The organism is Streptosporangium amethystogenes subsp. fukuiense, assembly GCF_042665875.1.
In the GTDB taxonomy this organism is placed as follows: domain Bacteria; phylum Actinomycetota; class Actinomycetes; order Streptosporangiales; family Streptosporangiaceae; genus Streptosporangium; species Streptosporangium fukuiense.
Genome location: NZ_JBHTEE010000001.1, coordinates 885,172 through 903,711, shown reverse-complemented (window position 1 = coordinate 903,711; position 18,540 = coordinate 885,172). Strand labels below are relative to the sequence as shown.

The 18,540-nt window shown below is 70.8% G+C and carries 14 protein-coding genes; 11 read left to right on the top strand and 3 right to left on the bottom strand.

What is annotated here, in order from left to right; translation table 11 throughout:
* Positions 1-92 precede the first annotated feature (92 nt).
* Together ACFQVD_RS03815 and ACFQVD_RS03810 are read right to left on the bottom strand one after the other, a co-directional pair.
* Complete coding sequence (locus tag ACFQVD_RS03815; RefSeq protein WP_343976547.1) at positions 93-1,031, bottom strand: diacylglycerol/lipid kinase family protein; 939 nt, start codon at positions 1,029-1,031, stop codon at positions 93-95.
* 85 nt (positions 1,032-1,116) lie between these two features.
* Positions 1,117-3,897, bottom strand: a complete 2,781-nt coding sequence (locus tag ACFQVD_RS03810) for an immune inhibitor A domain-containing protein (RefSeq protein ID WP_343976544.1) — start codon at positions 3,895-3,897, stop codon at positions 1,117-1,119.
* A gap of 291 nt (positions 3,898-4,188) precedes the next feature.
* On the opposite strand from ACFQVD_RS03810, the gene ACFQVD_RS03805 reads away from it, so the two are divergent.
* From ACFQVD_RS03805 to ACFQVD_RS03755, 11 genes are all read left to right on the top strand, one after another.
* The gene (locus ACFQVD_RS03805) at positions 4,189-5,550 is read left to right on the top strand and encodes an FAD-binding oxidoreductase (RefSeq protein ID WP_343976541.1); all 1,362 of its coding nucleotides are present in this window, start codon (positions 4,189-4,191) and stop codon (positions 5,548-5,550) included.
* Between the two features lie 186 nt (positions 5,551-5,736).
* Positions 5,737-7,608 carry a protein kinase domain-containing protein gene (locus tag ACFQVD_RS03800; protein ID WP_343976538.1) on the top strand — a complete coding sequence of 624 codons (1,872 nt, stop codon included), beginning with the start codon at positions 5,737-5,739 and terminating at the stop codon, positions 7,606-7,608.
* 424 nt (positions 7,609-8,032) lie between these two features.
* Complete coding sequence (locus ACFQVD_RS03795) at positions 8,033-8,692, top strand: TetR/AcrR family transcriptional regulator (protein ID WP_343976535.1); 660 nt, start codon at positions 8,033-8,035, stop codon at positions 8,690-8,692.
* Positions 8,693-8,739: 47 nt separating this feature from the next.
* On the top strand, positions 8,740-10,272 hold the full coding sequence (locus tag ACFQVD_RS03790) for an acyl-CoA carboxylase subunit beta (protein WP_343976655.1): 1,533 nt from the start codon (positions 8,740-8,742) through the stop codon (positions 10,270-10,272).
* Between the two features lie 2 nt (positions 10,273-10,274).
* Positions 10,275-12,302 (top strand): acetyl/propionyl/methylcrotonyl-CoA carboxylase subunit alpha, encoded by a 2,028-nt coding sequence (locus tag ACFQVD_RS03785; protein WP_343976532.1) that lies wholly within the window; start codon positions 10,275-10,277, stop codon positions 12,300-12,302.
* A gap of 119 nt (positions 12,303-12,421) precedes the next feature.
* Positions 12,422-13,174: an enoyl-CoA hydratase-related protein gene (locus ACFQVD_RS03780; protein ID WP_386368388.1), complete on the top strand. Its 753-nt coding sequence runs from the start codon at positions 12,422-12,424 to the stop codon at positions 13,172-13,174.
* A gap of 34 nt (positions 13,175-13,208) precedes the next feature.
* Positions 13,209-14,945 (top strand): acyclic terpene utilization AtuA family protein, encoded by a 1,737-nt coding sequence (locus tag ACFQVD_RS03775; protein ID WP_343976525.1) that lies wholly within the window; start codon positions 13,209-13,211, stop codon positions 14,943-14,945.
* 114 nt (positions 14,946-15,059) lie between these two features.
* Positions 15,060-16,085, top strand: coding sequence for a phosphotransferase family protein (locus tag ACFQVD_RS03770; protein ID WP_343976522.1), 1,026 nt, complete (start codon positions 15,060-15,062; stop codon positions 16,083-16,085).
* 118 nt (positions 16,086-16,203) lie between these two features.
* Positions 16,204-16,428, top strand: coding sequence for a hypothetical protein (locus tag ACFQVD_RS03765; RefSeq protein WP_030908087.1), 225 nt, complete (start codon positions 16,204-16,206; stop codon positions 16,426-16,428).
* 112 nt (positions 16,429-16,540) lie between these two features.
* The gene (locus ACFQVD_RS03760; RefSeq protein WP_343976515.1) at positions 16,541-17,392 is read left to right on the top strand and encodes a helix-turn-helix domain-containing protein; all 852 of its coding nucleotides are present in this window, start codon (positions 16,541-16,543) and stop codon (positions 17,390-17,392) included.
* Positions 17,393-17,459: 67 nt separating this feature from the next.
* Entirely contained in the window at positions 17,460-17,729 is a 270-nt protein-coding gene (locus ACFQVD_RS03755) for a hypothetical protein (RefSeq protein WP_343976512.1), read from the top strand.
* A gap of 35 nt (positions 17,730-17,764) precedes the next feature.
* On the opposite strand, the gene ACFQVD_RS03750 is transcribed toward ACFQVD_RS03755, so the two are convergent.
* Positions 17,765-18,418 (bottom strand): TetR/AcrR family transcriptional regulator, encoded by a 654-nt coding sequence (locus tag ACFQVD_RS03750; RefSeq protein ID WP_343976509.1) that lies wholly within the window; start codon positions 18,416-18,418, stop codon positions 17,765-17,767.
* Between the last annotated feature and the right edge of the window lie 122 nt (positions 18,419-18,540).

Sequence of the window (18,540 nt, the reverse complement as noted above, 5' to 3'; positions counted from 1 at the left end):
ACCCGCAGCCCGGCACATGGCCGCCTCCCCCGGTGCGCCGTCGAGGATCGACGACGCTGGGCTGATGGCACGGTCGCGACGCTCAACGCGGCTCAGGAGTCGACGAAGTCCTCGGGGACCATCACCCGCAGCCCGTTGGGGACGGTGCGGATCGTGATCGGGGTCATCAGGCGGACCTCGCCGTCGACGTCGGCGGCCAGCGGCGGGTCGGTCTCCAGGTGCATCTCGCGCCCCACGACGAAGGGACCACCCGCGAGGCTGCGCCAGCGGCCGCTACCGGCCCGGATCATGGTCTCCACCAGCAGGCGCAGACGCTTGCCCGAGCCGAGCTGGTAGGCGACCAGGCGACCGTTGTCGATGCTGATGTCCTTGGCGACCTGCCAGCCGCCGTGGAAGCGGCCGTTGGCGATGTTGAGCTGGTGGGTGAGCAGCTCGTGGCGGCGGCCGTCCACGGTGAGGAAGGCCCGGAAGGGCCGGTGGCCCGGGAGGATCGTCAGTGCCGTGAGCGGGTAGGCCGCGCGGCCGAGAAGGCGTTTCACCCCGTGCCTGACCTTCCCCGCCACCTCCACCGACACCCCGAAGCTGGCCAGGTTGGCGAACTCGCGGTCTCCGGCGATGCCCAGGTCGATGTCCGCGACCTTGCCGGTGCGCAGCACCTCGACGGCTCCGGCGAGGTCGAGGGGGACGCCGAGGCTGCGGACGAAGTTGTTGGTGGTGCCCAGGGGCAGCACGCCGAGGGCGACGTCGCGGTGGGCGACGTGCTTGACGGCGGAGCTGAGCGTGCCGTCGCCGCCCCCCACGACGAGCAGGTCGGGCCCCGTGGCCAGGGCCTCCTCCAGGGTGGCGCGCAGCCGCTTGGGATCGACCACCGGGAAGAAGCGGATCGCCCCGAACCCCGCGGCCCGCAGCGCGCGGACCACCTCCGGGTAGTGGCGCCGGCCTCGGCGCGAGCGCGTGTTGACGACCACGCAGACCCTGCCCTCGGTCCTGATGGCCTCGGTGTGCTCGGCCTTGCTTCGAAGCTCTCCCACGCTGCCCCTATCCGATCGGGTGTTCGCCCGTTCAAATGGTATGGCCCCGCCGTCGGTGACGGCGGGGCCATACTCCTGCGGGGGGTTACTCCTTGGGCGGGGTGACCTGAACGATCGCGCCGAGGTTACCCGGCAGCGGGGTGACGAGCTTGAGCTTCACGCCCAGCGCCTTGCCCTCGTCACCGGGGTTTCCGGAGCCGAGGACGTGGCCGCCGCCCATGTCGGTCCCGTACCAGTCGTTGGCGGGGGTGCCGTCGGCGTTGACGACCCGGGTGCTGTACATCTGGTCGCCCTTGGAGGGAACGACCACCGAGGCGTCGAAGTCCCGGTAGTACAGGCTGGTGCCGCGCGCCTCGAAGCCGGGGTACCAGGTCTTGGCGTCGGTGAACTCCGAGACTCCCTTCAGCCCGTCCACCTTGGTGCAGTACGTGCTGAAGGGCTCGTCCGGCCCCTCGATGCAATCGGTGAAGGGGTAGGTCTTGGCGAAGGAGAAGGCGGCGTTCGAGCTCTGCACGCGTCCCGACATGTTCTTGAGCGTGGTGGGATCCTTCGTGGCCGCCACGCCGGTCCGCCGCAGCGGGTCGAAGTGGGAGTCGACCAGGATCAGGCTGCCCTTGGAGCCGATGCTCGGCGCCAGTTCGAGGTTGTTGGCCACCGAGTTGTTGGTGTAGTTCGAGTCGCGGTACCAGACGAGCATGCCGGGGGCGTTGTACTTGACCTTCTCCACCTTCCACGCGCCGTCACGCGAGTAGTTGGTGGTGTAGGTGTACTGCAGGCCCTTGTCGAACCCGTCGAGGTTGCGCCACTCGGCCAGGTAGAAGCGGGAGACCTCCCGCTTGCCGTCGTTGAGGGCCCAGCCCTGGCCGTTGGTGTTGTTGAAGCTGCCGCCGGTGGCCGTCCAGCCGTTGAGGCCGCCCTCCAGGTCGTCGCTCCAGACGGTCTGGGCGCCGTTGGTGAGGGCGAAGTCGTCGGCGTGCCAGCCGCGCGGGGTGTAGGCCGCGTCGGTGTTGTAGGTCAGGCGCAGCTTGACGGTCGTGCCCGCGAAGGGGGTGAGGTCGACGTAGTCGTGCCGCCAGCCGTCGGTGGCGCCGGTGAGGCCGTACTTCTTGTCGCCGAACGCGGCGAGGTTCCCGTTGGGGTCGGTGTAGTCGTCGTCGGTGGAGACCAGGGCGCCGCCGTCGGTGTAGACCTTCTGCTGGGTCCAGGTGGTGCCGCCGTCAACGGAGGTCTCGATGAAGCCGAAGTCCCAGTCGTCCTCGATCTCGTAGTTGTTCCAGAGCCAGAACTTCAGGTCGGTCCCCGCGGGCACCTGAACGTCGCGGGCGATCTTGACGTTGGCCCACTCCTGGTCGAAGTTGGACCAGAGCGTCTTGGTGCCGCTGTGCGGCTCGATCATCGTGACCGGCGAGCTGGTCAGGTTCACCCGGACGCCGTCCTCGGTGAGCTTGGGCGTGCGCGAGGCCTGGCCGACCGTCACCGCGCGGGCGCGGTCACCGGGGTTGAAGACCTTGGGGTTGGCCCAGCCGAGGACCCACTTGCTCCAGATGCTCATGTGGGTGGGCATCGACTGGAAGATCGGGCCGCTGTGCGATCCGCTGGACATCAGGTCCCAGAAGTCCACCGCGGAGGACGCCTGGCCGCTGGTGTCGTAGAGGTCCGGAAGGCCCAGGTCGTGGCCGTACTCGTGGGCGAAGACGCCGACGCCGGAGTCCTCGGGCTGCACGATGTAGTTGGAGATCTTCACGTTCTTGCCGGGCACCTGGTAGCCGCCGGCCACCGCGCTGGAGTGCGCCCAGATCGCGTAGGTGCCCTCGGCGCCGCCGTCGGAGGACTTGTCCTTGCCCGCGTGGACCAGGACCAGGTGGTCGATCACGCCGTCGGGCTCGGCGAAGTTCCCGTCGCCGTCGGCGTCACCGACGTCCTCGAGGTCGTAGTCGGCCCACGGGAAGTTCGGGTCGGCGGCGGCCAGGGAGTTCACCGCGTCGATGGCGAGCTGGCCGGCTCCGCGCGGGTTGTCCGGGTGGCCGCTCATGTCCTGTACCGGCTGGCCGCAGGCGCGCGCGCCGTAGTAGGCCTCGGAGTGCGGGACCTTGATCCACGGACTCGCCTGCCCGGTGACCGTGTAGGCGCCCTTGGACATCTCCTCGTACATGTTCTTCATGGTGTGCTTGGAGATGTCTATGCCCTTGCGACCGTCCCGCGGGTCGGTCAGGTCGGTGCGGACCCGCTGGGTGATGCCCTCGGTGCTGTAGAGCATCTTGTTGAAGTGGTCAGGGCTGAAGTCCGGCACCCAGAAGCTGTTGTTGTCCTTGTGGGACAGCGTGGCCGGATTGGGGATCTTGTTGTGCAGCGGGCCGTTGAGCCGCGTGCCCGGCGGCTCGGTGACGCACTCGGCCGGGTCCTCGCTGGTCACGCTCGCCGGACGGGAGAACCCGGAGAAGTCGTCGTTCGCCTGGTCGTTGAACTCCACCAGCAGGGTGAGGAGCTTGGCCGTCTTGGGGGTCTTCGCCTTCTTGAAAAGGAGATCGGCGGGGTTGAGCCCCGTCCTGATCGCCTCCGCCTCGCGGGCGGCCAGCACCCGCGCGGCGACGGGGTTGCCCTCGGAGTACTTCTGGTCGATCTTCCTGGACGGACCGGTCTTGCGCGCCTTGGCCGACGGCACGGCCGGGTCGCCGACCTCCGGCTCGTCCCTGGGCGGCGCGTAGTTGATGTAGTAGTCGGCCGCGGTCGGCTGGTACCGCGCGACCGAGGAGTCGCTCTCGGCCGACGCACCGCCCACAGCCAGTCCCGTGACGGCCAGGCCGAGCACGGGAACGATCGCGAGAAGGCGCCGGGGAGCGCCTCCTCTGCTGAGTCTGCCCGACAACGTGTCCCCTCCCTGCGCCTGGGTTTACCGGGCGCGGACATTTCCGGCGCGCCGGATGAGCGCACCGAACCGGGACGTTAGACGAGAAGGTAAAGCAAGAGTCAGGGCACCAAATGATGTTGCAAAAATGAAATAAAGTGTCTTTTGCTGAGAATGGTGGTGATTTTCACTACAGTCCGGCTCCATGCCGCCTGGAATCGCCGCCAAAGGCCCTATGAGGTGCGGAATTGGCGTACGGGGGTTCGGCGTACCGCCGAACGCCCGCCCGGGGCCAGGCCGTACAGTCCACTTGTGACCGCTATCTCCGAACTCGTCGCCGCGCTCGCACCGGAGAAGGTGCTGACGGACTCCGACGTGACCGACTCCTACGCCCGGGACCGAACCTTTCTTGAGCCCGGTAAACCACTGGCCGTAGTGCTCGCGCACACCAGGGACGATGTGGTCGCCGTAATGAGATGGGCCACCCGGCACCGGGTTCCCGTGGTGCCCCGGGGGGCCGGTACCGGCCTGGCCGGCGGGGCGACCGCCGTCGAGGGGTGCGTCGTGCTGGCGCTGCACAGGATGGCGGTCATCAGGGAACTGTCCCCCGACGACGAGATAGCCGTGGTCGAGCCGGGGGTCATCACCGCCGACCTGGACCGGGCCGCCCGCGAGCACGGGCTGATGTACGCCCCCGACCCCTCCTCCTACGAGATCTCCACCATCGGCGGCAACCTGGCGACCAACGCGGGCGGCCTGCGGTGCGTGAAGTACGGCGTGACCCGCGACTCGGCGCTCGGCCTGGAGGTCGTGCTCGCGGACGGGCGAGTGATCAACACCGGCCGGCGCACCGTGAAGGGCGTGACGGGGTACGACCTGACCAGCCTGTTCGTCGGCTCCGAGGGGACGCTCGGGGTCATCACCGCGGCGACGGTGCGGCTGCGCAGGGCGCCGTCGGTCTACCCGGCGACGATCGCGGCCGAGTTCACCTCCCTCAGGGAGGCCGCCGCCGCCGTCTCCGCGATCATCGCGGCCGGATGCCAGCCGTCCCTGCTGGAGTTGCTCGACCGGAACACGCTCAAGGCCATCGACGACTGGCGGAACATCGGGCTGGAGGAGTCGACCCGGGCGATGCTGATCGCGCAGTCGGACGCGGTGGACGGCCCGGCCGTCTCCGAACGCATGGCCGAACTCTGCACCGCCAACGGCGCGGCCTTCGTGGCGGTGTCGTCGTCGGCGCAGGAGGCCGCGCAGCTGATCGAGGTCCGGCGGATGGCGTACGAGGCCAAGGAACGGCTGGGCAAGTGCCTGGTGGAGGACGTGTGCGTACCGCGTTCCCTGCTGCCGGACATGATCGAGAAGATCGAGGCGATCGCGGTCAAGCACGACGTGCTGATCACCACGGTCGCCCACGCGGGCGACGGCAACCTGCACCCCGTCTTCGTCTTCGACAGGGCCCTGAGCGAACCGCCGCCCGAGGTGTGGGCCGCGGCCGACGAGCTCTTCAGGGAGACCCTGAAGATGGGGGGCACGCTCACCGGCGAGCACGGCGTCGGGTTGCTGAAACAGCGCTGGCTGGCCATGGAGACCGGGCCGGTCACCGAGGAGATCCACCGCGGGATCAAACAGGTCTTCGACCCGCTCGGCATCCTCAATCCCGGCAAGGCCATCTGAGCGGATTCCCGCTTTCCCGGATCCCCTCCTAGCAGGGAGAGAGGTGGGATCTTCGCGGATTCCCGTCAGGCCGAGCACGGGATTCCGCGGCTCCCCGAATCCTCATGGCCGTTCGCCCCGCCTCTCACACTGGTAGCGTTCTGCTCCACATAAACCATTTTTTCGGGTTTTGTCGGGGGGAATCTGGTGGGACCACTAACAGCGGAGGATCCCCCACGCCTGGGGCCGTTCGAGCTGACCGGGCGGCTTGGAGAGGGCGGACAGGGGATCGTCTACCTCGGGCGGGGGCCTGAGGGCGAGCAGGTCGCCGTCAAGCTCCTCCACCACGGACTGGTCAGCGACCCCGAGGCCAGGGCGCGCTTCCTGCGCGAGGTGTCGGTCGCGCAACGGGTGGCCCGGTTCTGCACCGCCTCCGTGCTCCACACCGACCTCGCCGGCAGCCGTCCGTACATCGTGAGCGAGTATGTCCCCGGCCCCTCCCTGCGCCAGCTGGTCGACAGCCAGGGGCCACGGCGCGGCGCCTCCCTGGAACGTCTCGCCGTCAGTACCGCCACCGCGCTGTCGGCGATCCACCGCGCGGGCATCCTGCACCGTGATTTCAAGCCCGCCAACGTGCTGATGGGTCCCGAGGGCCCGGTGGTGATCGACTTCGGCATCGCCAGGGCTCTGGACTCTCCGGGGATGACCGCGACCGGGGTGGCGATGGGCACCCCCTCCTATCTCGCGCCCGAGCAGCTCGGGGCGGGCGAGGTGACCCCCGCGGCCGACGTGTTCGCCTGGGGCGTCACGATGGTCTTCGCCGCGACCGGCCGGCCCGCGTTCGGCCAGGACTCCATCCCCATCGTGATCAACCGGATTCTGAACGCGGAGCCGGAACTGAGCGCGCTGGAGGGAGAGCTGCGCGAGCTGGTCGCGGCCTGCCTGTCGAAGGACCCGGCGCTGCGCCCCACCGCCGAACAACTCGTCAACCGCCTGATGGGCACCGCCTCCACCACCCCGGTCCGGCGTCCGGCGCCCCTCCCCGGCCCTGTACCCGGCCCAGGTCACAGTCCTGTGCCCGGTCCCGGTCACGTGTCCGCGGCGGCCACGCGGCAGAGCGGGCAACGTCAGGACGGACCACCGCCGGACGGACCGGGAGGCGCCGCACCGGGACACGGCGGGCCGGGACAGGACGAACCCCGGCGGGCCGGGGAGCCGGGTGGGAGGAAGCCGCGCGGACCCGTGGGGCTCCTGCTCACCGGGGTGGCGGTCGTGGCCGCGCTCGGCGTGACCACCGGGACCGTGGTGGCCCTGCGGAACGACGAGAAGGCCGCGATAGCGCGAGCCGGAGCGGCGTCCATCGCGGCGGAGACCCCGGGTCCCGGCTCGACGACCGTTCCCGGCGATCCGCCCACGGCGGGGAAGGAGTCTTCCCTGCCTCCGGAGGGCAGGGAACTCCTCACCGGCACGCCTCACCCGTCCCGGCGGATCGCGCGGCCGTCATCCCGGCCGGCCGAGAATCCGAGCCGCGCCGCGGGAGCGCCGACGGGGAAGCCGAGCACGCCCCCCTCCCGGGCCTCCAGCCCGGCGGCCACCACCGCCAAGCCCACCCCGCGGGCGGAGCTGCCGGGCTCGGCGGAGCCGAGCGGCATCGTCAACCCCTCATCGGCTCCCGAGCCGACGTCCAAGCCCATCGCCATCGTGCCACCGACCTCGACGGCCAAGCCGAGTCCGAAGCCCACCCCCCGGAAACCCAATCCCTACACGGCCACCGGCGTCTGCGGCAGCGGCTACAAGGTCGTCAACTCCAAGGCCCTGGGCAGTGTCGCGACGATCTACCTGCTCTACAGCTCCGCCGCGGGTAAGAACTGCGTCGTCACCATGTCCAAGTACGTGATCCCCGCCAAGATCTCGATGAACGCGATACTCCAGGTGAAGGGCGGCTCCAGCGGTAGCAACCCCGGCAAGTTCACCGTCTACGCGGGCCCCGTACGCCTGTCCGCGGCCAAGAAGTGCGTCATCTGGGGCGGCACGTACGGGTCGCTGTCGTGGAAGAGCGGCTGGAGCCACTGCGGCTGAGGGGCACAGCGGATCACAGCGCGCCGACCGGTTCCACCGCTCGACGCGCGGGCCAACCGGCCCGCATGGCATCCCCGTGGGGCGGAGCGCGGGGCTCGCCCAGCCCTTTTCCCGGCCGGCCGCGGCCTCGAGGACCGCTCACGGGCCGGCGCCGACGGCGATGCGCGGCGATGCCGAGGGGGAGGTCGGCCGCGGCCTTCGACATGCCGCCTGACGTGTCTTCCATGCGCTGCCGCCTCCCCGAACCGGGTGGAAGACGCGCCTTCTTCCTCTGCCCCCATTCCGTATCGGCCGCCCGGAATCCGGGCACGGCTTTCCCTCGGCGCGACTCCGTGAGATCACCGGGACGTGGGCCGAACGGCCGCCTCCCCCGATCAGGCTCGGCCCCTGGCGGGAGTGCCGGTTGTGGGCTACCGTAATTGACGTGATCGTCAAGTCTGAGACGCTCAGCAGCCGGGGCCGCCGCACGCGGGCGGCGCTCGTCCAGGCCGGACGGGAGATGTTCGAGGAGCGAGGCTACGACGCCGTGCGCGTCGACGACGTCTGCGCGCGCGCCGGCGTCTCGCACGGCACCTTCTACACCTACTTCGGCTCGCGCGAGGAGCTGTTCCGTGAGGTGGCGGCCACCGTGGTGGGCGAGATGTTCACCGCCAGCGTGGTCGGGCCCGCCGCTCCCGACGACCCGTACGCCCGCATCGAGGCCGCCAACCTGCTCTACCTGCGCGCCTGGGCGGCCAACTCCCGGTTGGTGAGGATGCTGGAGCAGGTCGCGATCGCCGACGAGGGGTTCCGCGGCCTGCTGCTCGAGTTGCGCGAGGTCTTCGTGCGGCGCGGCGCGGAGGGGCTGCGGCGCCTGCAGGAGCAGGGCCTGGCCGATCCGTCGCTGGACCCCCGGCTGACCGCCGTGATGCTGGGCGGGATGGTCGAGCACTTCGCCCACGTCTGGCTCGACCTCGGCGAGCACGCCGACGAGCGGACCGCCGTCGTCATGCTCTCCACGCTCTGGGCCCGGGCCATCGGCCTGACGCCCGCGAGCCAAGGCGGCAACATGACGCCGACGTCAATCAAGGAGGCGGATTCGTGAGCCGGCTGGACACCTCCGGTGACGACTACCTGGCCCGGCGCGAGGCGATGCTCGCCAAACTGGCCGAGCTCGACGCCGAGCAGGCCAGAGCGGTGGCCGGCGGCGGCGAGAAGTACGTCGACCGGCACCGCGCGCGGGGCAGGCTGCTGGCCAGGGAGCGGATCGAGCTGCTCGTCGATCCCGACTCGGCGTTCCTGGAGCTCTCACCGCTGGCGGGCTGGGGCAGCGACTTCCCCGTGGGGGCGAGCGTGGTCACCGGGATCGGGGTGGTCGAGGGCGTCGAGTGCGTGCTCGTCGCCAACGACCCGACGGTGCGGGGCGGCTCGTCCAACCCGTGGACGCTGCGCAAGACGCTCAGGGCGGCCGACATCGCCTTCGAGAACCGGCTTCCGCTGATCAATCTGGTGGAGTCCGGCGGGGCCGACCTGCCGACCCAGAAGGAGATCTTCATCCCCGGCGGCCGGATCTTCCGCGACCTGACCCGCCTGTCGGCGGCCGGGATCCCCACGATCGCCCTGGTCTTCGGCAACTCCACCGCCGGCGGGGCGTACGTACCGGGGATGAGCGACCACGTGGTCATGGTCAAGAAGGGCGCGAAGGTCTTCCTCGGCGGGCCCCCGCTGGTCAGGATGGCCACCGGGGAGGAGTCCGACGACGAGTCGCTGGGCGGTGCCGAGATGCACGCCCGGGTCAGCGGGCTGGCCGACTACCTGGCCGCCGACGAGCATGACGCGCTGCGGATCGGGCGGCAGATCGTCAGGGGCCTGAACCGGCGAAGGCTCGGCGCCTCCGCCGGGACCGCGCGTGAACCGCTGTACGACGAGGACGAGCTGCTGGGCATCGTGCCCGAGGACCTGAAGATCCCGTTCGACCCGCGCGAGGTGATCGCGCGGATCGTGGACGGCAGCGAGTTCGACGAGTTCAAACCCCTGTACGGCGGGAGCCTGGTGACCGGGTGGGCCCGCCTGCACGGCTATCCGATCGGGATACTGGCCAATGCCCGGGGGGTGTTGTTCAGCGAGGAGGCGCAGAAGGCCGCGCAGTTCATCCAGCTCGCCGACCAGGCCCGCACACCGCTGGTCTTCCTGCAGAACACCACCGGCTACATGGTCGGCAAGGACTACGAGCAGGGCGGCATCATCAAGCACGGCGCCATGATGATCAACGCGGTGTCCAACTCGACGGTCCCGCACCTCACGATCGTCATGGGCGCCTCGTACGGAGCGGGCAACTACGGCATGTGCGGCCGGGCCTACGACCCTCGTTTCCTGTTCTCCTGGCCCAGCGCAAAGTCCGCGGTGATGGGGCCCGCCCAGCTCGCAGGGGTGCTGTCCATCGTCGGCAGGGCCGCGGCCCAGGCCCGGGGGCAGGTCTACGACGAGGAGGGCGACGCGGCGATGCGCCGGATGGTCGAGGCGCAGATCGAGGCCGAGTCGCTGCCGTTCTTCCTCTCCGGCCGCCTCTACGACGACGGGGTGATCGACCCCCGCGACACCCGGACGGTCCTGGGCCTGTGCCTGTCCGCCGTACACAACGCCCCCGCCCCGGAGCCCGCGGGCTTCGGCGTCTTCCGGATGTGATCATGCCCGTGACCGCCTCGCCGATCCGCCGCCTGCTCGTCGCGAACCGGGGTGAGATCGCCCGCCGCGTCTTCCGTACCTGCCGTGACCTCGGCATCGAGACCGTCGCGGTCTTCTCCGACGCCGACGCCGACGCCCCGCACGTGGCCGAGGCGGACCACGCGGTGCGGCTCGGCGGTGTCAGACCCGCCGACACCTACCTGTCGACGGAGAAGATCATCGACGCGGCCCGCAGATCGGGGGCGGACGCGGTCCATCCCGGCTACGGCTTCCTGTCGGAGAACGCCGCCTTCGCACGGGCCGTGCCGGACGCGGGCCTGACCTGGGTCGGTCCGCCGGCCGAGGCCGTCGCCGCGATGGGCTCCAAGATCGAGGCCAAGGAGCTGATGGCGGCCGCGGGGGTCCCGGTGCTGCCGGGATTCACCACGGGTCCCGGCCACTCGGCGGACGACCTGGAACGGGACCTGGAGGCCGTGTTCACCTCGATGGGCGGCCCCCTTCCCCTGCTGGTGAAGGCGTCGGCCGGGGGCGGCGGGCGCGGGATGCGCGTCGTGCGGCTGACCGGCGACCTGCCGGAGGCGGTCGAGTCGGCGCGCGCCGAGGCCGCGTCCGCGTTCGGGGACGGCACCGTGTTCGTCGAGCCCCTGCTGGAAGGCGCCCGGCACATCGAGGTGCAGATCCTGGCCGACGGGCACGGGACGGTGTGGGCGCTGGGCGAGCGGGAGTGCTCGATCCAGCGGCGGCACCAGAAGGTGATCGAGGAGACCCCCTCCCCGGCGATCTCCCCGGCGGCACGGGCGCGGCTGCGCGACGCGGCGGTCACGGCCGCGCGGGTCATCGACTACGTCGGTGCCGGAACCGTCGAGTTCCTCGTCAGGGGCGACACGGTCGCCTTCCTGGAGATGAACACCCGCCTGCAGGTGGAGCACCCGGTGACCGAGTGCCTCTACGGTGTCGACCTCGTCGAGTTGCAGCTGCGGATCGCCGAGGGCGCCCGGCTGCCCGCGGCGCCGCCCGAGCCGTCCGGGCACGCCGTCGAGGCTCGCCTGTACGCCGAGGACCCGGCCCTCGACTGGCTCCCGCAGAGCGGCACCCTGCACCGCCTGGAGATCCCCGGCGTGGACTCCCGCTTCGCGCCCGTACCCGGCGGGCGACACGGGCTGCGGCTGGACTCCGGCGTCGAGGACGGCTCGGCGATCGGGGTGCACTACGACCCGATGCTCGCCAAGGTCATCTCCTACGGCGCGAGTCGCTCCGACGCCGTGCGGAGGCTGGCCTTCGCGCTGGCGGGCGCGCGGATCCACGGCCCCGTCACCAACCGGGACCTGCTGGTCGAGGTCCTGCGCCATCCGGCGTTCCTCGCCGGGGAGACCCATACGGGTTTCCTGACCGAGCACGGCCTCACCGGGTCGGCGTCCGGACGGCGGACCGCCGGAGCCGAGCCGGGGGCCGTGCGCCTGTCCGCCCTCGCCGCCGCGCTCGCGCGGGCGTCGGCCAACCGCGCGGCGGCGACGGTGCAGGCGGGACTGCCGAGCGGATGGCGCAACGTGGTGTCGCAGCCGCAGCGCACCGCGTTCGCGGAGGCGGAGATCTCCTATCGGATCACCAGGGACGGCCTGCGCGCCGAGGGGTTCCCCGATACCGTCCTGGTCGGCGCGACGCCCTCGCTGGTCGTACTGGAGACCTCGGGCGTGCGGCACAGGTTCGCCGTGGCCCGCTACGACGGCGTGACGCACGTGGACTCCCCGCTCGGTTCCGTGCGGCTCACCCCGCTGGAGCGCCTGCCCGCACCGGTGGAGCAGGTGCCACCCGGCTCCCTGCTGGCCCCCATGCCCGGCACCGTGCTGCGGATCGACGTCGAACCCGGCGAGAGCGTCGGGCAAGGGCAGGTGGTCGTGGTGCTCGAAGCCATGAAGATGGAGCACCGGATCACCGCCCCCGCGCCGGGCACGGTGGCGGCGGTGAACGTGACGCCGGGCCGCCAGGTCGAGGCCGGGTTCGTGCTGGTCGTGATCGAGGGGCAGACTTGATCCCCTCCCCGGGCTCTCCGGAGCCGGAGTACGGGGTCTTGCGGCTGGAAGGATTCAGATGAGAACCGATGGGGGTTGGCCGGTGGAGCGCCTGGTGCACGGGGAGGTGTCCGGGGGGGGTGGCGACGATCACCCTCGACTCCCCCCGCAACCGCAACGCCCTGTCGGTGCGGTTGCTGGGCGACCTGGAGGACCGGCTCAACCGGGCGCTGGCCGAGGAGAGCGTCCGGGTGATCGTGCTCACCGGGACCGGGCCGGTGTTCTGCTCGGGCGCCGACTTGAAGGAGCAGCGGGTTCCCCCCCGCGGCGCGCACGAGGCGCCGGTGACCGCGTCGTTTCCGGAGATCATGAGCCTGATCTGGGAGAGCCCGAAGCCGGTCGTGTGCAGGCTGAACGGCACCGCGAGGGCCGGGGGGCTCGGTCTGGTGGCGGCCTGCGACTTCGCGATCGCCCCCGACTCGGCGTCGTTCGCCTTCAGCGAGGTGCGGCTCGGCGTGGTGCCCGCGATGATCTCGGTGACCGTGTTGCGGCGGCTCGACCCGCGCGCCGCCGCCGAGTACCTGCTCACCGGGGAGACGTTCGACGCCGCCCGCGCCAGGGAGATCGGGCTGCTCACCCGCGCCGTGCCCGAGGAGGAGCTGGACGCGACCGTCGCCCACTACACCGGCATGCTGCTGCGCGGCGGCCCCGAGTCGCTCGCTCTCACCAAGCAGCTCGTGCGGACCGTGCCCGAGCTGAGTGTCGAGGAGGGCATGCGCCAGATGGCCGAGCTGTCCGCCCGGCGCTTCACCTCCGCCGAGGGGCAGGAGGGGATCGCCGCCTTCATGGAGAAGCGGCCCGCGTCCTGGATCCCCGTCCCCGAGGTGGGCTGACACCGCCTGCCGGACACCCGCCCGAGGAGATCCGATGTTGCGTATCGCCAACTGCTCCGGCTTCTACGGCGACCGGCTGTCGGCCGCCAGGGAGATGGTGGAGGGCGGCCCGATCGACGTGCTCACCGGCGACTGGCTCGCCGAGCTGACCATGCTGATCCTGGCCGGGAACCGGCTCAGGGGCCGCCCCGGCTACGCGCCGACCTTCCTCAAGCAGCTGGAGGAGGTCCTCGGGACCTGCCTGGAGCGCGGCATCAGGATCGTCTCCAACGCGGGTGGATTGGATCCCGCCGGGTGCGCCGGGGCGGTGACCGAGCTGGCGGCGCGCCTCGGGCTGCCGGCGCGGGTCGCCCACGTCACCGGTGACGACCTCACCGGCCACGACCTGGGCGGAGCGCCGAACGCCGACACCGGCGAGCCGCTGCCCGCGCCCGCCCTGACCGCCAACGCCTACCTGGGAGGCCGCCCGATCGCCGCCGCCCTGTCCGCCGGGGCGGACGTGGTGGTGACCGGCCGCGTCACGGACGCGGCCCTGGTCACAGGGCCGGGAATCTGGCGGTACGGATGGGGGCCCGGCGATCTCGACGCGCTGGCCGGCTCCGTGGTCGCCGGGCACGTCATCGAGTGCGGCTGCCAGGCGACCGGCGGTAACTACGCGTTCTTCGACGAGGTGCCCGACCTGGCGCACTGCGGGTTTCCGCTGGTGGAGCTGGAGGCGGACGGCTCCAGCGTGGTGACCAAGCACCCGGGGACCGGGGGGCTGGTCTCGGTCGGCACGGTCACCGCGCAGCTGCTGTACGAGATCGCCTCCCCCCGCTATCTCGGCCCCGACGTGGTCGCGCGCTTCGACACGATCCGGCTGGAGCAGCAGGGTCCCGACCGGGTCCGCGTCTCGGGGGTACGCGGCGAGGCCCCGCCCAGCACGCTCAAGGTCGCCGTCAACTACCTGGCGGGCTACCGCAACACCATGACGCTCGTGCTGACCGGCCTGGACGTCGAGGCCAAGGCCAGGCTCGCCCAGGAGGCCATCTGGGCCCGGGTGCCGAGGGAGTCGTTCGACGAGGTCCACGTCGAGCTCACCCCGCTGGCGGGCACCGCCCTGCTGCGCGTCACCGTGATGGACGCCGACCGGCGCAGGGCCGGACGCGCCTTCTCCTCCGCCGTGGTCGAGACCGGCCTGGCGAGCTACCCCGGCTTCTACGGGCTGACCCCTCCCGGTGACGCCTCGCCGTACGGGGTCTACTGGCCCACGCTCGTCCCGGCGAAGGCGGTGCGGGCCCGCGTCTGGCTCGACGGCCACGAGCTCCCCACCGCACCGGACGCGTCGGGGGACGGTGGCCGGGAGCGGTCCGGGCAGGCGCCCCCTCCCCCGGTCACGCGCCCCGGAGCGCCGGAGGAGGCCGCACCGGGCGGCCCGTGGGGCGCGGACGGCGACGGCGGGACGGTGCGAGCCGCGCTGGGCTCGATCGTGGGTGCCCGGTCCGGCGACAAGGGCGGCAACGCCAACCTGGGGGTCTGGGTCCGCACCCCCGAGCAGTTCGGCTGGCTGGAGGACCACCTGACGGTCGAGCGCCTGGCCGAGCTCCTGCCCTGCACCGCGGAACTGAACGTCGAGCGCTTCGAGCTGCCCAACCTGCTCGCCCTCAACTTCGTCGTCCACGGCCTCCTCGGCCGGGGCGTGGCCGCCAGCCCTCGCCTCGACGCCCAGGCCAAGGCCCTCGGCGAGGAACTCCGCGCCGTACTCACCGACATCCCGCGGCGCCTGCTGTGATCCCCGTGTGATCCCCCGATCGTAACGGCCGTCGCGGTGCGGACGGTATTGACCGTCGCGGGCGGGGATCATAGATTCACCCTGACTAGAATATAATTCGGTTGAGGAGGGTGCATGACGGCCACGCACATCGACGTCAACGTGATCGACTTCGGCGTGCTCGGTGCGTGGATGGACGCGCAGGGGCTGCCCCGCGGGCCGTTCGAGCGGGTCGCGCCGGTGGCGGGCGGAACGCAGAACGTCATGGTCCGCTTCGAGCGGGGTGGATCTCGGTACGTGCTGCGCAGGCCGCCGCTGCACCCGCGCGCCAGGAGCAACGAGGTACTCCGCCGGGAGGCGAGGGTGCTGGCCGTGCTGCGCGACACGCCGGTGGCGGCGCCGCGCCTCGTCGCGGCCTGTACCGACGAGAGCGTCATGGGCGCGGTCTTCTACCTGATGGAACCGGTCCAGGGTTTCAACCCCACGGTCGGGCTGCCCGAGCCGCACGCGAGCGATCCCGCGATCCGGCATCGGATGGGCCTGGAGGCGGCCTCGGCGCTGGCCGACCTCGGGCGGGTGGACCACGGCGTGCTCGACGGGTTCGGCCGCCCCGAGGGGTTTTTGGAGCGGCAGGTACCGCGCTGGATGGGCGAACTGGACGGCTACGGGGCCCTGGACGGATATCCGGGACCCGACATCCCCGGACTGGCGGAGACGGCCGGCTGGCTGGAGCGCAACCGGCCGAAGGAGTTCACTCCGGGGATCATGCACGGCGACTACCACCTGGCCAACCTCATGTTCGCCTGCGACGGGCCCAGGGTGGCCGCGATCGTCGACTGGGAGATGTGCACGGTGGGCGACCCGCTGCTGGACCTGGGGTGGCTGCTGGCGACCTGGCCGACCTCCGACGGCGTGGGCGTGATCTCCGGCGGCGTCACCGGGCTGGCCCCGGCCACCGAGCTCGTCGAGTGCTACGCGGCCCTGTCCGACCGCGATCTGTCCGCCGTCGACTGGTACGCGGTGATGGCCTGCTTCAAGCTCGGCATCGTGCTGGAGGGCACACACGCTCGCGCGTGCGCGGGCAAGGCGCCCAGGGAACTCGGGGACCTGCTCCACGCGACCACGCTGAACCTGTTCGCCCGCGCCCGCACGTTCATGTGACATAAGGCGAAATAAGTGGAATGTGCGTTATCTGGTGCTTGAAACCTTCATGCAACCTTCCAAACTCTAGGATTGCTCGCAATTGCTCCAAGAGTGTTGCTCGGGGAAGGATTCAGTCATGCGCCTCCGGTTCCTTGGTTCCACCTCCGAAGCGGGCGCCTGCCCCTCCCTCTACGAGACCGATCGCGGGACCGTCGTGGTGCAGGGCCTTCGGGTGACCGACGCGGAGGCGCTGGCCGACCTGCGCCACGTCCTGGAGGGGGAGACCGCCGTCGAGGTGCCCCGCGAGTTGCTCGTGGACATCGCGCGCCGAGTACTTTCTGTAAATATTGGTCACGATTAGGAGTGCTCTCTGGCTTGATCCACATGCTCGGGTCTAGCGTCGTGCGCACCACGCGGGGGGTGACGTGAACCCGCGGGAGGAGCAGGCGGGCGAGAGCGGCCAGGGAGATCGTGTGGGCGGGTTCCAACAGGCCAGAACCGAACTCGGCGCGCGGTTACGGCACCTGCGGGAGACCGCCCACCTGTCGGGCAAGGAACTGGCCGAGCGGCTGAGTTGGCAGGCCTCCAAGGTCTCCCGGATCGAGAACGCCCGCCAGACCGTCACCGAGGACGACATCGTCCAGTGGGCGCGGGCCACGGACGCCTCCCCCGAGGTGGTCGAGGAGCTGGTGGAGCAGGTGCTGGGGCTCCCGGATCGCCAGGACTCCTGGCGGCAGCGGCACCGCGGCGGACTGGCCGCCCTGCAGGAGGACGTCCTCGACATGGAGGCACGGACCACGCTGCTGCGGGTGTTCGAGCCCGGCGTGGTCATCGGCCTGCTGCAGACCACCGAGTACGCCCGGAGCATCTTCACTCGGATCAAGCGCCTCTACCGGTCCCCCGACGAGATCGACGCGGCCATCCGGGTCCGCATGCGGCGCCAGGACATCCTCTACGACCAGAGCAGACGGTTCAGGTTCGTCCTGCCCGAGGCGGTGCTGCGCTACCGGCTGGCCCCGCTGGACGTGATGCGCGGGCAGCTCGACCGGTTACTGGCGGTGACCGCGCTGCCGAACGTGGAGTTCGGCGTGATCCCCTTCGAGGCCCCCCTGCCCTCGGCGCCGCTCAACGGTTTCTGGATGTACGACGACGCCCATGTCACGGTGCCGACCAGGACGAGGGACCTGCTTCTCCGCGACCCGGACGACGTCGCCTTCTACGCGCGGACCTTCGAGGAACTCTACGAGGTCGCGGTCTTCGGGGAGGACGCCAGATCGGTGATCGTCCGAGTACTCAACGATTTCTCCGGGCAGTCAAGGGACTAAACACCGCAATTGCTTGATTAGCATCCCAAGATCGTGCAATTCTCTGTCGAGACGGAGGTGACGCACGATGCTGGACACGCTGTCTTGTCTGGAGAGGTTCGTTGCTGCGATACGGCTGCACGCCGACCTTTCCGTACAGCGGATCTCGTTCGGTGATCCCGCGTACGTGTACGTCCGCAACCGTTTCAGCAGCACCCTGGCCGAGACCGTGACCTGCTCCCAGGACGGCCGTTTCATCACCTCGTGGGGTTACCGGCTCGGCACCAGCGAGAACATCGACGGCGCCGCGGCGCGACTGGCCTTCCTCCTCGCGGCCCTGCCCACCCCCCAGGTCTGACCCGGCGGCCCCGGGGTCTCCCCGTCCGCCCGCCGCTACGGAGCCTCGGCCGGCTCGTCGGGAAAGTCCGAGAGGCGCAGGCCGACCTCCCTGGCCGCGGCGACCCTGGCGTGATGGAGCATCCGGCTCCGCGACATGTTGCCGGTGTGCAGGGTGTACCGGACCACGAGGCCGTCGAGCATGCCGTCGATCCGCTCGGCCGAGCCCAGGGGGTCGTCGCAGGTGAACTCGCCCGAGGCCACGCCGGCGGAGATCACCTGGCTGAGGATCTCGATCCAGGCGCCCTCGAGCTCCAGCAGGATGGTGCGGACGTGCTCCTCGCGCACTCCCACGGCCCAGGCGTCGACCCAGAGGATCCAGCTCTGGTCGGAGCGGGAGGCCGGGATGTAGAAGCGCAGGACACGGTCGAGGAGCTGGACGGCGGTGCCGGGGCCCGCGACGATCTCCTTCAGCCGCTGGATCTCCGAGTCGCTGGTGCTGCGGAGCATCTCGGTGATGAGATCGTCCTTGGTGGCGAAGTGGTAGTGGATCAGGCCACCGCTCACGTTCGTCGCCTTGGCGATGTCGGCGACACGGGTGCTGGCCAGCCCGCGCTCGAGCACGACCCGCCTGGCGGCCTCAAGGAGCTCCGCTCGGCGCTGGTCGGCCTGGTCGGCGCGGCTGCTGCGCGCTCCTCCTCCGCTGTGCACGGCGCAAGACTACAGCAGCGCGGGCACACCGCCTCCATACTACTGATTGGTCAATCAGTCAATGAATTCACCCCCGTCGCACGGGCGAGGAGAGCGGGACCGGAAGCGGCCCGGGTGGGCGG